13 protein-coding genes are annotated in these 13,951 nt (G+C 67.6%); 1 reads left to right on the top strand and 12 read right to left on the bottom strand.

Features of this window, described 5'->3' with window-relative positions; all coding sequences use genetic code 11:
- Nucleotides 1-102: 102 nt before the first annotated feature.
- The 11 genes from EC845_RS14285 to EC845_RS14240 all read right to left on the bottom strand — a co-directional run bounded on the left by EC845_RS14285 (nt 103) and on the right by EC845_RS14240 (nt 9,799).
- Nucleotides 103-789 (bottom strand): type II secretion system protein, encoded by a 687-nt coding sequence (locus EC845_RS14285; RefSeq protein WP_123298859.1) that lies wholly within the window; start codon nt 787-789, stop codon nt 103-105.
- Nucleotides 790-1,238: 449 nt separating this feature from the next.
- Nucleotides 1,239-1,364 (bottom strand): hypothetical protein, encoded by a 126-nt coding sequence (locus EC845_RS22760; RefSeq protein WP_255416909.1) that lies wholly within the window; start codon nt 1,362-1,364, stop codon nt 1,239-1,241.
- A 212-nt stretch (nt 1,365-1,576) separates the two neighbouring features.
- The gene (locus tag EC845_RS14280; RefSeq protein WP_123298763.1) at nt 1,577-2,080 is read right to left on the bottom strand and encodes a polynucleotide kinase; all 504 of its coding nucleotides are present in this window, start codon (nt 2,078-2,080) and stop codon (nt 1,577-1,579) included.
- Between the two features lie 135 nt (nt 2,081-2,215).
- Nucleotides 2,216-2,827 (bottom strand): histidine phosphatase family protein, encoded by a 612-nt coding sequence (locus EC845_RS14275; protein WP_123298762.1) that lies wholly within the window; start codon nt 2,825-2,827, stop codon nt 2,216-2,218.
- The gene (locus tag EC845_RS14270; RefSeq protein ID WP_123298761.1) at nt 2,817-4,121 is read right to left on the bottom strand and encodes an MBL fold metallo-hydrolase; all 1,305 of its coding nucleotides are present in this window, start codon (nt 4,119-4,121) and stop codon (nt 2,817-2,819) included. Before EC845_RS14270 ends, EC845_RS14275 begins: the two co-directional genes overlap by 11 nt.
- Before the next feature lie 7 nt (nt 4,122-4,128).
- Entirely contained in the window at nt 4,129-5,166 is a 1,038-nt protein-coding gene (locus tag EC845_RS14265) for an ABC transporter ATP-binding protein (RefSeq protein ID WP_123298760.1), read from the bottom strand.
- Entirely contained in the window at nt 5,154-6,911 is a 1,758-nt protein-coding gene (locus EC845_RS14260; protein WP_199739803.1) for an iron ABC transporter permease, read from the bottom strand. The genes EC845_RS14265 and EC845_RS14260 overlap by 13 nt, the downstream gene beginning before the upstream one ends.
- Nucleotides 6,912-6,940: 29 nt before the next feature.
- The gene (locus tag EC845_RS14255; RefSeq protein ID WP_233598068.1) at nt 6,941-7,960 is read right to left on the bottom strand and encodes an ABC transporter substrate-binding protein; all 1,020 of its coding nucleotides are present in this window, start codon (nt 7,958-7,960) and stop codon (nt 6,941-6,943) included.
- A 140-nt stretch (nt 7,961-8,100) separates the two neighbouring features.
- Nucleotides 8,101-8,370: a hypothetical protein gene (locus EC845_RS14250; protein WP_123298759.1), complete on the bottom strand. Its 270-nt coding sequence runs from the start codon at nt 8,368-8,370 to the stop codon at nt 8,101-8,103.
- A 29-nt stretch (nt 8,371-8,399) separates the two neighbouring features.
- Nucleotides 8,400-9,239 (bottom strand): biotin--[acetyl-CoA-carboxylase] ligase, encoded by an 840-nt coding sequence (locus tag EC845_RS14245; RefSeq protein ID WP_123298758.1) that lies wholly within the window; start codon nt 9,237-9,239, stop codon nt 8,400-8,402.
- Nucleotides 9,236-9,799 carry an SET domain-containing protein gene (locus tag EC845_RS14240; RefSeq protein WP_123298757.1) on the bottom strand — a complete coding sequence of 188 codons (564 nt, stop codon included), beginning with the start codon at nt 9,797-9,799 and terminating at the stop codon, nt 9,236-9,238. The genes EC845_RS14245 and EC845_RS14240 overlap by 4 nt, the downstream gene beginning before the upstream one ends.
- Nucleotides 9,800-10,056: 257 nt before the next feature.
- Between EC845_RS14240 and EC845_RS14235 the strand changes: the two genes are divergently transcribed.
- Nucleotides 10,057-12,732, top strand: a complete 2,676-nt coding sequence (locus tag EC845_RS14235) for a DNA topoisomerase III (protein ID WP_233598067.1) — start codon at nt 10,057-10,059, stop codon at nt 12,730-12,732.
- Nucleotides 12,733-13,066: 334 nt separating this feature from the next.
- Here the strand turns inward: EC845_RS14235 and EC845_RS14230 are convergent, their stop codons facing one another.
- Complete coding sequence (locus tag EC845_RS14230) at nt 13,067-13,531, bottom strand: RNA-binding protein (protein WP_123298756.1); 465 nt, start codon at nt 13,529-13,531, stop codon at nt 13,067-13,069.
- Nucleotides 13,532-13,951: the final 420 nt, after the last annotated feature.

Raw genomic sequence — 13,951 nt, 5'->3', positions numbered from 1 at the left:
GGCTCGAACGCTGTCATGGTCCCCAACGGCATCACCGAATGGACGGAGGCAGGGACGAGCCTCCCGGCCCGGCCCCGCCCCGCTAACTCATCAACCGGGGCTTCAGGCGCCTGGCATGAAGGCGACCACGGTCGAACCATCGTTCGAACACTGCGTGGCCAGTCGGCCCAGGTTGACCGTGGCGCCTGCGGCAGAGTCCTTCACCGTCGTGGCATCACCGTCACCCGCGGGCGTGGCAATGGTCGCGACAGTCGTGCTTCCAATAGGACCGGCGGTGGCTGTCGTGCCGGCCGCCGCGGCGGCCGGGGGCGCGGTCACCCAGATCCCGCTGGCCAGCGGCGCCATGCCATTGACAATGGTCGCGCACATGGCGGCGGGCACGCTGCTCACCTGGATGAAGACGCCCGTGCCAACCGGCGCCGAACCCACTGCCGCGCTGTTGCCCGCGACGAAATAGTTGCCGCCGAAGGGATTGCGCACATTGGTCACGGCGTTCGAAGTACCGCGGACCACGATGTTGGCGGGAAAAACGCCCAGATTGGCGGCCTGGGTGGTGGAGATGCCTGCGGCAACGCCCGAGTTGGCCGTTGCGGCCACCAGCGAGGCGTTGATGCGGGGAATGTCCTGCAGCACGTGGTTGGCCCGGTTGTTGGCCAGGATGCGCTGCACCCCCACCAGCGAGCCGACGATGACCACCGACAGAATGGCCATCGCAATGGACAGCTCGATCAGGCTGTAGCCGCGCTGGGTTGCCGCGCTGCGGCGCAGGGAAAATGAAGAACGATTCATGGTATTGACTTTGAAATGCCGAAAAGGATTGGTACGGCGTGCGCTGTCTGGATGGATAGGGCTGCACGGCCGACCTCGAAACTGCTTTTATCCCGATCGCCTTCATTTCAACAAAACCTGTCAGCAATCAGAATGCGACGATTTTCTTCACTTCTTGATTTGACAGTTGCAAAATTTCTTCAAATGGCAACCAATGCAAATTAATAATAGTCAACAAATGACAATTATGTTCAAGAATTAACAGGCATTAATAAAATGACTTGCCACCTATTTTTGTATCTATATAAAAACGGGATCTGAGTCTTCTTTAAACAGCCCCGAACGCGCCGCTGCACGACAATGGGGGAGAATCCGCAGACAAGGCGTGGCCGGCCCGTTGCGTGAGAGCCACTCGGGGCAAACGAGACAAGATCAGGAGAGACCCAAGGCAAGCAGGCCCAGGCTTGGGCTCAGGCGCAGCAGGCTGCGGCAGGCGCATGGCATGCAAAGAGATCGGGCATGGCCGAACCGATCCAGAGCGAGGAGGTCTGGACGGCGGCGGGATCGGCCAGAAACTCGGGCGATCCGCGTTTCACGATTCGATTCGACTCCGGTAAAACTCCACCGCCGGAAACGGCGGTGGCCATCGGAACCGTCGAACGGTCATCAAAACGGTCGAATATTCAAATATTCATGACAATCGGCAGGCCGGTCGGATAACCGGCCGCGATGGCACCGCCTGGGTATGCAAGCCAGGCGGTACAGGTATCCGCACCCTTTGAAAAGGCCGGTCAGGCGGCAGCAGCCGTCAGAATGCGCCGGGGGCGCACTGCAGGCAGGTCAGGCCCATGCTGCGCCACTGGGCGACGACGGCATCGCGGTCGTCGAGCACCAGCCAGGGCTGGAAACCGTCGGCCTGCATGCGGGCATACAGGGCCTCCTTGACGACCTCGTCGGGCAAGGCGTCGGCGCCCTCGGGTCGCAGGTAGAAGGCGTCGAACGGAATGTCGTGGCGTTGCAGCCAGGACGCCGTCTGTGCCTGCCACGCCGCAGGGCGGCCCGAACAGATCAGGATGGCCTGTCCCTGCGAATGCAGCAGCCGCACCAGCCGCGCGACGTCGGGGAAGACGGGGGTGCCGTCCATCACGTCGAAGAATGCGGGCCAGTTCTTTTCAGGCCCCAGCACCCAGCGGCCTTCGCGGTCGGGATCGAATCGGGCGAGCGTGCCGTCGACATCGACGATGACGGCCGCACGCGGGTCGGCGTGGGTGGACAGCGGGGCAAGAGCGGGGGTGGCGGCAAGGGCGGTCATGGGAGCTCGGTCAGGCGGTTGATCGAATCGAATCGAATCGAAGCGGGTCGGTGGGCGGTGGGCGGTGGGCGGTGGATTCGGGAGACCGTGCATCCGCCGGCGGCGCGGCCGTCGATGCAGCGGTCGGGCACGCGTTCAGTCGTCGATGGCATCGAGCTCGAGCGGGATGCCGGGTCGGCTGGCGCGGGCGACACGTTCGTAGGGCAGCAATTGCCAATCGGCGGCCTGGCCGGGCACCGCTTGGGCTCGCACGGGGGCCACGAGCATGGGCAGGGTGTTGCCGATACGCGGGCCATGCGGCGTGCCGTAGAGCGCAAAGTGGATGGCTCGCCAGACACCGGAGTGGGCGATGACGAGCGGCTGCTCGAACTGGGCCAGCAGGCTGTCGAGCGCACCCTGCACACGGCCGACGAAGTCGGCCCAGCTCTCGCCGCCGGGCGGCGTGTCCAGGTAGTCGCACTGCTGGGCCAGAGGCAGGCCTTCGAGTTCGCCCCAGTCGCGTTCGCGCAGGTCGTGCACCGGGGTCAGCGCGGCCTCGGGCAGGGCGAGTTGCGCGGTCTGCCGCGCGCGCAGCGCCGAGCTCACGGCCACGCAGGACCAGCGCGTGGCACCCAGCAGGCCCTGGGCCGCGCGGGCCTGGGCCCGCCCGGTGGCATCCAGCGGAACATCGAGGCGCCCGCAGATCAGGCCGCAGGCATTGGCCGCGGTCTGGCCGTGGCGCATGAAGACAAAGGGTTCAGGCCGCATGACGCGTCTCCGGATCGCGAGGCGGCACCACGCCGGGATCGGCGGGCATCGGCTGGGCGGTGAACAAGGGCAGCCACCGGCTGGCCTGCGTGACCTCCAGCAGCGTGCCCAGATCGCGCAGGCGCGGATGCACGTTCCAGCGCAGCATGCAGGAACCGGCGGCCGCCGCTGTCGCCAGAGCCGGCGGCATATAGCCGGTGTAGATCACCTGGTGGCGCAGGGCGGGATCGGCCAGCAGACGGCCCGCTTCGCCGCCCTGCCCGTCGGCATCGGCGGCCAGCAGCAGAGGGGCCTGCGCATCGAACTGCCGCGCGCGCGGCTGCAGCGCGGCCAGGCGCGCCTGCACGCCGGGGGCAAATTGATGGGCGGGCGCGGCCAGGGCCTGCGCCAGCACGTCGCGGCAGGCACTGTCCATCGACCAGTCGCGGCGGCCCAGGGCATCGAGCCACAGCGCCATTTCGAGGGCGCGGCCGCTCGGCGGCACCGGCAGCAGAGTCGGCCGGTCCAGGCGCGCCGCCAATGCCGCCTGGCGCAGCGGCTGCGCGGTGTCGTCCATGCCGTAGGAGGCATCGAGCAGCGCCAGCTCGGCACGCGGCGGCACGTCGAAGGCCAGCCAGGTGGACTCCAGCGAGACGTCGCCGCTGTAGAACACGCCGCCGTCCACATCGTCCGGATCCGACAGATGCAGCCAGACCCCGCCCAGCGAATGCCCGCTCGCGCCCGTGCGCACCAGCACGGGCCGCGCACCGGGCCGCTCCAGGCGCCACTGGCCACGCAGCGGCATGGCCTGCCAGGGGCGTCCCGGCGGCAGGCCCGCGGCGGCCTCGGCGGTGACGTAAAGCGGGATGGCCGCCGGCACACGATGCGCGGCGCCGATGTGGTCGACATGATCGTGCGTGATGAGCACGGCATCGAGCCCTTTGGCCAGCGCACGGCCGAGCCAGGCGTCGGCGCCGTCGTCATGCGCCGTCTCGAGCGAGGCACCGGCGTCGAGCAGCACACGCTGCGTGCCGGTGTCGATCAGGATCGCGGCAGGCTGCTTGCCGCCGCGGCCGCTGAGCACCTCGACCTGCCAGCCATTGGCCAGGATCAGCGATGTTCCCCCGGCCTGGCAGCGCGTGCGTGGCCGGCCGCAGGCCAGGCGCGCCGCGGCATCCTGCGGCAGGGGCAGCGGGGCCAGCATGTCGGGGCGGCGTTCGTCGGGCAGCGGCCGGGGCGAGCCGAGGCCGAGTGCCTGCACCGCCTCGCGGGCCACGCGCGGCAGCCGGCCGGTGCGCGCCATCACCGAACGCATGACGTGGTCAGGCCGCACGAGCCAACCCCCAGGCCTGCGCGATGGACAGTCCGGTCTGCGCGCCAGGCGGCAGCGCGCGGTCGTGGTAGGCCAACAGCGACTGGCCGCCCGGCAGGTTCAGGCGGACTTCGTAGCGTTCGCCCTTGAACACGCATTCGTGCACCTGACCGCGCAGCGGCATGCCGCCGTCGGCCAGCCGCACGTGTTCGGGTCGCACCAGCAGCGGGTAGGCATCCTGGGCCGAAGCACCGCCCAGCAGCGCATGCACCTGGTCACCGGCCACCGTCTGCTCGCGCAGATCCTGGCCCTGGCGCAGCACGCTGCCCTGGCCGATGAAACCGGCCAGCCAGTCGGTGCGCGGCTGACTGTAGAGCGCCTGCGGCGTGGCCCACTGCACCAGGCGACCCTGATGCATGACGGCCACGTGATCGGCCAGTGCCATGGCTTCGCCCTGATCGTGGGTCACATAGATGAAGGTGGCTCCGGTGCGGCGGTGGAATTCGCGGAAGGTCGACTCCATCGACGCGCGCAGATGGCGGTCGAGATTGGCCAGCGGCTCGTCGAGCAGCACCACCTGGGGCTCGGCCACCAGGCAGCGTGCCAGGGCCACGCGCTGGCGCTGGCCGCCACTGAGATCCTGCGGCATGGACTGCCCGCGCGATTCGAGCTGCACCATCGCCAGCGCATCGTGCACGCGGCGCCGGTAGTCGGCTCCGCGCACGCCGCGCAGCTTCAGGGGATAACCGACGTTGTCGGCCACCGAGAGGTGAGGCCACAGGGCATAGGACTGGAACACCATGCCCATGTGGCGCTGCTCGGGCGGCAGGCTGACCCGGCCGTCGGCCAGGACCTGCTGGCCGAGCCGGATCTCGCCGGCATCGGGCGCCTCGAAGCCGGCGATCATGCGCAGCGTGGTGGTCTTGCCGCAGCCGCTGGGCCCGAGCAGGGCGACGAACGCGCCGGCGGGGATGGACAGGTCCAGATCCTGGACCACGGTCTGGCTGCCGTAACGGCGGCTCACGCCGTGAAGGCTCAGGTGCGCCATGGAATCACTCCTTGCGGCAGGTGGCGGCCGAGCACGCTCATGGCGGCCATCAGGCCCGCCACGGCGGCCACGATGACCACCGCGATGGCCGAAGCCAGCACGTTGTCGCCGCTTTCGTTGTAGTTGAAGATGAGCACGCCCAGCGTTTCGTTGCCGGCGCTCCAGAGCAGGGCCGACACGGTCAGTTCGTTGACGGCGGTCAGGAAGACCAGCAGGCCGCCGGCGAACGCCGAAGGCGCGAGCAGGGGCAGCAGGATGCTGCGCAGGCGCTGCCAGACGTCCGCACCCGCCAGTTGCGCGGCTTCCTCGAGTGCGGGGTCGAGCTGCTGCATGCTGGCCTGCACGGGCTTGAGCGCCACGACGATGAAGCGCGCGAGGTAGGCCACGAAGATGATGCCCAGCGTGCCGTACAGGCCCACCTGCAGCACCGGCAACGGCTTGGCCAGCAACAGAATGCAGGCCACGGCCAGCACCGTGCCCGGCAAGGCATAGGGGATTTCCAGACAGGCGTTGACCACCGCGCCCCAGCGGCTGGGCCGCCGGACCATGAACCACGCGAGCGGCACCGCCAGAGCCAGCAGCAGCAGGGCCGCACTGCCGGCCAGCAGCAGGCTGTTGCCGGCCGCCCGCCAGGTCACGCCCTGGCGGCTGAGCATTTCCTCATAGGCATGCAGCGTGAACGACTGGGCCGACAGCGACACCCCCATCGCCGGCACCAGCGAACTGCTCACCAACGCCACCAGCGGCGCCAGCAGCACCATTGCCAGCACCAGGGCGATCAGCGCCTCGAGCGCCACATGCCAGCGGCCCAGGCTCATGGTGGCCGGGCGGCCGTTCATGCCGACGAGGCGATAGCGTGCCCGAGACTGCAGGCGCATCTGCAAGGCCACGCCGGCCAGCGCGATCGCCCCGACCAGCATGGACAGCGCCGCCACGTGCTGCAGCATGCCCGGCCCGAAGCTGGCCATCTTCTGGTAGATGAGCGTGGGCAGCGTGTAGTAGCCGACCGGGATGCCCAGCATGGCGGGAATGCCGAAGTTGCCGAGTGCCGACACGAACGCCATCGCCGCGCCCGCCACCAGGCCCGGCCGGGCCAGCGGCAACACCACCTGCCACAGCACCCGCCAGGGACCGGCGCCGGAGAGCCGTGCGGCCTCGCACAGATCGGCGGGCAGCGCCAGCAGGCTGGCACGCAAGGCCAGGAAAACCAGGGGCGCATGCTGCACGCCCAGCAGCAGCGCGATGCCGGCCGGCGAATACAGCGGCTGCGGACTGCCCAGCGCCGGGGCCAGATCCAGCGACTGCAGCAGGGTGCTCGACGGACCGAGCAGCTGCAGCCAGGCCAGCGCCGTGACCTGGGGCGGAATCATCATGGGCAGCATGAAGGCAAAGACCCACAGGGACTTGCGCCGCATGTCGGTGAGCACCACGGCCAAGGCAAACAGGGCCCCCAGGGCCACGGCCACCAGCGTGCCCCACACGCCCATGTTGAGCGTGTTGATCAGGGCATACCAGGTCATGGGATCGGCCGCGGCGCGCAGCAGCGGCGCATCCGGACCCAGGCGCCAGCCGGCCAGCGCCTCCCACAGCAGGCGCAGGCTCGGCAGCACGCTGAGCAGCGTGGCCAGCACCATGAGCACGGTGAAAGGCCAGGTAGCCTGGCCCAGCCAGTGCCGCCAGGGGCTGCGCTGCGGCGGATGCAGAGCGTCCAGCCCCAGCGGCTTCGGCAATTCGAGAGACGACATCCATCAGCCCCGCTGTGTTTCCGGTCTTCTTACTTGGCGCCGTAGAGCTGGCCGAACTTCTGTTTGTCGGCTTCGGCGTTCTTGAGCGCCTGGTCGGCATCGAAAGCCATCAGCTTGATCTGCGAACGCGACGGGAAACCGTCGGGCATGGCCACGCCCTCGAGCGCCGGCACGTAACCCTGCTTGGAGACCAGTTCCTGGCCTGGCTTGGAGAGCACGAAGTCGACGAACTTGCGCGCGGCATCGGCATGCCTGGCCGACTTGAGAATGGCGACGGGCTCGGTCACCATGCTCACGCCTTCGGTGGGAAACACGAACTCGACGGGCGCGCCCTTGGCCTTTTCGCGCACGGCCATGTAGTCGACCAGCACGCCGTAGGGCTTGGTTCCGCTGGCAATGGCCGTCAGCACGCCGCCGTTGCCGCCCTGGGCCGTCGCGCCGTTGTTCTTGAGCTGCTCGTAGTAGTTCCAGCCCAGCCCGGGTGCACCGGTGAGGGTGGCCAGGTGAATCAGGGCCGCACCCGAATACAGGGGGCTGGGCATGGTGACCTGGCCCTTGAGTTCGGGCCGTGCCAGATCCTGCCAGCTTGCCGGCTTGACGGCGGCACGGGTGTTGTAGGCGATGCCGGTGGTGATCAGCTTGGTGCCGTAGTAATAGCCCTGGGCGTCGTAGAGCGCCGCGTCGTAGCCGGTGCGGGCCGGGCTCAGGTAGGGCTGCAGCAGGTCACGTGCCTTGAGCGAGGCCATGGTCACGCTGTCGGCGATGAGCAGCACATCGGGCTTGACGGCACCGGCGTTCATTTCCGCCTCGAGGCGTGTCATGAGCTGCGTGGTGCCGTCGCGCACCCACTCGACCTTGATGCCGGGGTAGGCTTTCTGGAACGCGTCCACGGTGGACTGGGCGTCGGAATTGGGCTGGCTGGTGTAGAGCACCAGGTCTTGCGCATGGGCGCTCAGGCCCAGCAGGGCGGTCATGGCGACGGCGGCACCCGCCAGCCACAGGCTCGTGCGGCGCACGGTGCGCGCCGCCAGGAAAGATTCGATGTGCATGAAAAGCTCCGAAGACCGTCCCACATGGAACGGGCTGCGGCAGCTTAAGAAAGCGCCATGACAGGCCCATGACACTGTCACATGGGCCTGTCATGCGCAGGGGCAAGCCCGGTCCCGGTGCGGCCGGAGCGGGTGTTGCGTCAGAACGGGACGGAACGGTCGGGGGCGGACTCGGACTCGGCATCCCCCGGTGCGGATGCGGATGTAGGTGCGGCAACCTGCGGCACGGCCGCGGGATCCACGATCCGCAGCGCATCGGCCCGGATCTCGGGGACGCGGCCCGGGGCATCGGCCGCCTGCCCCGCGGCGGCACGCGGCGGGGCCGTGAAATGGGACCAGAGCCAGATCAGCCCGTTGGCCAGCAGCAAGACGACGACCAGTGAACGCAACATTTCCGTCAGGGTGGACAACGCGGGTTTCCGTACCGGCTTCGCCGGGCTCAGCCGGCGGGCCTGACGCTGATGTCGGCGCTGGTCACCTCGACCACCTGGCCGCCGTCCGGCCCGCCTTCGGCCAGCCGCACGCGCAGCGCGCCGCCCGCGCTCACGCCGCAGGCCCGGCCATGGCGGCCGTCGGACAGGTTGACCTCCCGGCCGTCGAGCAGGTCGAGGGCGGCAAAACGCGGCATGAAGCCGTCGAAGCCGTGCGCGCCGAAATCCCGCAGCGCCCGGGCCAGGGCGGGGACCACGCGGCCCAGCACCGCAGGGGCGTCCAGCCCGGGCAGTACGTCCTGCACGCAGGCCGGGGGAGTGGACAGGCCATCGGCCTCGCGCGGCAGCACATTGATGCCGATGCCGATCACGGTGTAGCGCTCGGCGCCCGGGCCGTTGGCATCCGGCATGCCGCAGGTCTCGATCAGGATGCCGGCGAGCTTGCGGCCGTCCAGCCAGACGTCGTTGGGCCACTTGATGCGCACGGCCGGATGCAGCGCCTCGGCCACCGCCACACCGACCGCCAGCGACAGGCCGGACCAGTCGGCCGGCTGCAGCGGCAGCCCCAGGGAGAACGACAGCGCATCGCCCAGGCGGCGGTCGCGCTGGCTTTGCCAAGGCTTGCCCTGCCGGCCGCGGCCGGCCGTCTGAAGCTCGGCGACCAGCAGCGTGGGCTCGGTGCGGCCGGCCCGCGCGCGGCGCAGCAGTTCGCTGTTGCTGGAGTCGATCTCGGGCAGGATCTCGACGCCGAAGTCCGGCCAGAGCGGGCTGACGGCCTGCCAGATCTCCTCGGCGGGCCAGCGCAACGGTCGCAGGGACGAGAGGCCGGCGGCTTGCGGGCCGGTCATCGCCGCACCTCGCTCTTGGGCCGCACGGGCTTGCCGCGCTTGGGCGCCAGCAGCGTGCCGCGGCAATCGGGCGCACCACACCAGCACGGGTATTCGGCCTTGAGTTTGGGCGTGTAGCGCTCGTCGATCACCAGGCCGTAGTCGTAGCTCAGTTCCTCGCCCGCATGGATGTTGCGCAGCGCACGGATGAAGACACGGCCCCCTTCCTCGTCGGCATGGCAGTTGGGCGCGCAGGCATGGTTGATCCAGCGCGAGGAATTGCCGCCGTGCTTGGCATCGATCACGGTGCCGTCCTCGAGACTGAAATAGAAGGTGTGGTTCGGGTCGGCCGGATCGTGGGGATGGCGATCCATGGCCTCGTCCCAACTGATGACCTCGCCGACATACTCGATCACGGTCTCGCCCTCGGCGATGTCCTGCAGTGCGAACACGCCGCGCCCATGCACACCGGAGCGCCGCACCTGGATGCGGCGCGCGGCTCGTGCCCGGGTCGCCGCAGGCGTGGAACGGCGGGACGGGGCCGGGGTGGACGGTGTGCGGGATGAGGCCTTCTCGGGCATGGCAGGCAAACTCTGGTAAGTTGATAGGTGCAGGCATGCGCGCACACGTGAGCGCGTACGCACGCGAGGGGCATTGTAGAAGCTGTGGAAGCGCGTGGCCTTGCGGCTGCGCCGATCGGCAACAATCGGCCCCGATACCCTCATTCAGGCGCTGCCTGGGCCAAGCCGGCCCGGGCAGCAGCCAGGCTGCTGACGAAGACGTTCCGTCCGGGCGACCAGGCCCGGCGCGAGCAACACACCAAGATGGAAGACGACACATGAGCAAACGGCTGGTCATCGCTGAAAAACCGTCGGTCGCGCAGGACATCGTCCGCGCACTGACCCCTGTGGCAGGCAAGTTCGACAAACACGACGACCACTTCGAAAACGACGAATACGTCGTCACCAGTGCCGTCGGTCACCTGGTCGAGATCCAGGCCCCGGAAGAATTCGACGTCAAGCGCGGCAAGTGGAGTTTCGCCAACCTGCCGGTGATCCCGCCCTACTTCGACCTCAAGCCGGTCGACAAGACCAAGAGCCGGCTGGGCGCAGTGGTCAAGCTGGCCAAGCGCAAGGACGTGACCGAACTCATCAACGCCTGCGACGCGGGCCGCGAAGGCGAATTGATCTTCCGCCTCATCGAGCAGTACGCAGGCGGCAAGAAACCCCTGGGCAAGCCGGTGCGGCGCCTGTGGCTGCAGTCGATGACGCCGCAAGCCATCCGCGACGGCTTCGACCACCTGCGCAGCGAACAGCAGATGCAGGGCCTGGCCGATGCCGCGCGCAGCCGCTCGGAGGCCGACTGGCTGGTCGGCATCAACGGCACCCGGGCCATGACGGCCTTCAACTCGCGCGACGGCGGATTTTTCCTCACCACCGTGGGCCGCGTGCAGACGCCCACGCTGGCCGTGGTGGTCGAACGCGAGGAGAAGATCCGCAAGTTCGTCAGCCGCGACTACTGGGAAATCCACGCCAGCTTCGAGGCCGAGGCCGGTGTCTATCCGGGCAAATGGTTCAACCCCCAGTGGAAAAAGAACCCCGAGGACGCCGAGCAGCGCGCCGACCGCCTGTGGACGCTGCGCGAAGCGCAGGCGATCGCCGACGCCGTGCGGGGCCAGCCCGCCACGGTCAGCGAGGAAAGCAAACCCACCACACAGGCCTCGCCGACGCTGTTCGACCTGACCTCGCTGCAGCGCGAGGCCAACGGGCGCTTTGGCTTCTCGGCCAAGACCACACTGGCGCTGGCGCAGAGCCTGTATGAAAAACACAAGGCCCTGACCTACCCCCGGACGGACTCGCGCCACCTGCCGGGCGACTACCTCGCCGTCACCCACCAGACGATGGCGATGCTGGCGCAGAGCGGCCAGCGCCACCTCGCGCCCTTCGCACAGCAGGCGATCGACCAGAACTACGTCAAGCCCACCAAAAAAGTCTTCGACGACAGCAAGGTCAGCGATCACTTTGCCATCATCCCCACGCTGCAGGAACCCGGCGCGCTGTCGGATGCCGAGCAGAAGCTCTACGACCTGGTCGTACGGCGTTTCCTGGCGGTGTTCTTCCCGGCGGCCGAGTACCGGGTGACGACACGCATCTCGCAGGTGCTGACCCACCACTTCAAGACCGAGGGCAAGGTGCTGGTCAAGGCCGGCTGGCTGGCGATCTACGGCAAGGAAGCGCAGATCGTCGAGGAAGGCGCACCCAAGGACGAAGCGTCCTCGCAGAACCTGGTGCCGGTGCGCGCAGGCGAAACGGTCGAGACCGCCGACGCGCAGGCCAAGGCCCTGAAGACCAAGCCGCCGGCCCGTTACTCGGAAGCCACGCTGCTGGGCGCCATGGAAGGCGCGGGCAAGTTCGTCGACGACGACGAGCTGCGCGAAGCCATGCAGGAAAAGGGCCTGGGCACCCCGGCCACGCGCGCCTCCATCATCGAAGGGCTGATTCTCGAGAAGTACCTGCTGCGCGAGGGCCGCGAGATGATCCCCACGGCCAAGGCCTTCCAGCTCATGACGCTGCTGCGCGGCCTGGGCGTGCAGGAACTCTCCAAGCCCGAACTCACCGGTGACTGGGAATACCAGCTGGCGCAGATCGAGCGCGGCCAGCTCAGCCGCGAAGCCTTCATGCAGGGCATTGCGCAGATGACCGAGCACATCGTCAAGAAGGCCAAGGAATACGACCGCGACACCATCCCGGGCGACTACGCCACGCTGACCACGCCCTGCCCCAACTGCAGCGGCGTGGTCAAGGAAAACTACCGCCGCTATGCCTGCACGGGCGCCGACGGCAAGAGCGCGGGCTGCGGTTTTTCCTTCAGCAAGATTCCCGGTGGACGCACCTTCGAACCGGCCGAGGCCGAGCAGTTCCTGCGCGACAAGCGCATCGGCCCGCTCGAGGGTTTCCGCTCCAAGGCCGGCTGGCCATTCACGGCCGAGATGGCCCTGGTGCGCGACGAAGAACTGGGCAACTGGAAACTCGAGTTCGACTTCGGCGACGACAAGAAGGACGCCGAAGAGACCGGAGAACTGGCCGACTTCAGCAACGAGGAGCCGCTGGGCAAGTCGCCTGCCGACGAAGGCCAGGTGTACGAGTGGGGCAGCAACTACGTGAGTGAACTGGCCGTGCCGACGGTCAAGCACCCGACGCCGACCAGCAGTTTCAAGGTCGCCAAGATCATCCTGCAGCAGCCCATCGAGCGCGAACAGATGCGCAAGCTGCTGGCCACCGGCAAGACCGATCTGCTCGACAAGTTCATCTCGAACAAGACCCGCCGGGCCTTCAAGGCGTTTCTGGTGTGGGATGCCGCGGCAGGCAAGGTCGGCTTCGAGTTCGAACCGCGAACCTCGAAATTCCCGCCCCGCAAGACGGCCGGTGCGACCAAGACCGCAGCCACCAAGACGGCCGCCACGAAAAAGGCACCGGCACGCAAGACCGCTGCACGCAAGACGGCCTCGTCCTGATCGCGGGCCGTTGCGCCTCCTGAAGGCGTGAGGGGCGCCCCGTCTGCCGAGGGGTGCGGCGATGGGTTGTCATGGGGCCTGACGGTGCCTCAGGGCCCTCCCTGCGGCTTTTTGACGCCGCTCGCGCCCACGCCACAACAAACCCGTGCCAGAAACTGGCAAGAGGACGGGATGACGGCCGGCACGGCCTGGGCCGGCTGCGATCGCATCCCTGCCCTCCAGGGATGGCCCAGAACGACAAAACCCGCGCGGTTTGCACCACGCGGGTTTTGTCTTGTATCGATCACGCGTCACCGGCAAGACAGAGCTTGCCGGTCACAGCGCCTATCGACGATCAGTAGCTGCTGCCACCGCCGTAGCCGCCGCGGCCACCGCCGCCGCCGCCATTGCGCGAGCCGGGGCCGTAGGGGCTACGGAAGCCGCCGTCGCTGCCGCCGCCGCCTTCACGACGACCGCCGCCGAAGCCGCCGCCGCCACCGCCGCCGCCTTCACGACGGCCGCCGCCGAAGCCGCCGCCGCCACCGAAACCGCCGGTGCGGGGGGGACGCGCTTCCATGGGACGCGCTTCGTTGACGACGATGTTACGGCCGCCCAGGGATTGGCCGTTCAGGCCGTTGATGGCAGCTTGCGCTTCTTCGTCGCTACCCATTTCCACAAAGCCGAAGCCCTTGGAGCGGCCAGTGTCACGTTCCATCATGACCTTGGCGCTGTTGACGGCGCCGAATTCGCTGAATGCCTGTTGCAGGTCGTCGTCGCGGAAGCCATAGGACAGGTTGCCGACGTACAGTTTGTTGCCCATTTAAAGGGACTCCTCATAAACACTAAAAAAATCGATGACGTCCCGATAGCACAACAAACCTGAAAACGCTGTGGTGCGTTACCGTGCATTCACCCGACTACGCGTTGCCGCAGGCCAAAAAAGTACATGCCTGCAAAAATCGCAACGTTCATTATGAATCAGATTTTTCCTTGAGAGGCAAGTGCCGGGACCGAAAAACCCTGCAACGTCGCAGAAAACCACATGTAAGCACTCGCTTGCACGAAAAAGCAAGGGTAAACCCAAGGCGATGTCCGACGGGGACCGCCGACCCTCTTCAGTCTTCTATAAGACTTAATGCAAACTTTCAGACTACCCTGAACCGGAATTCCAGCCGGTCCATCGATTTTCATCCGTCGTTTTGTCGCGGTTGTACACAAAGGTAACTGAATTTGTTTCAGA

The organism is Comamonas sp. BIGb0124 (genome assembly GCF_003752175.1).
In the GTDB taxonomy this organism is placed as follows: domain Bacteria; phylum Pseudomonadota; class Gammaproteobacteria; order Burkholderiales; family Burkholderiaceae_C; genus Comamonas_F.
This window is presented reverse-complemented; position numbering and strand designations above follow the sequence as displayed.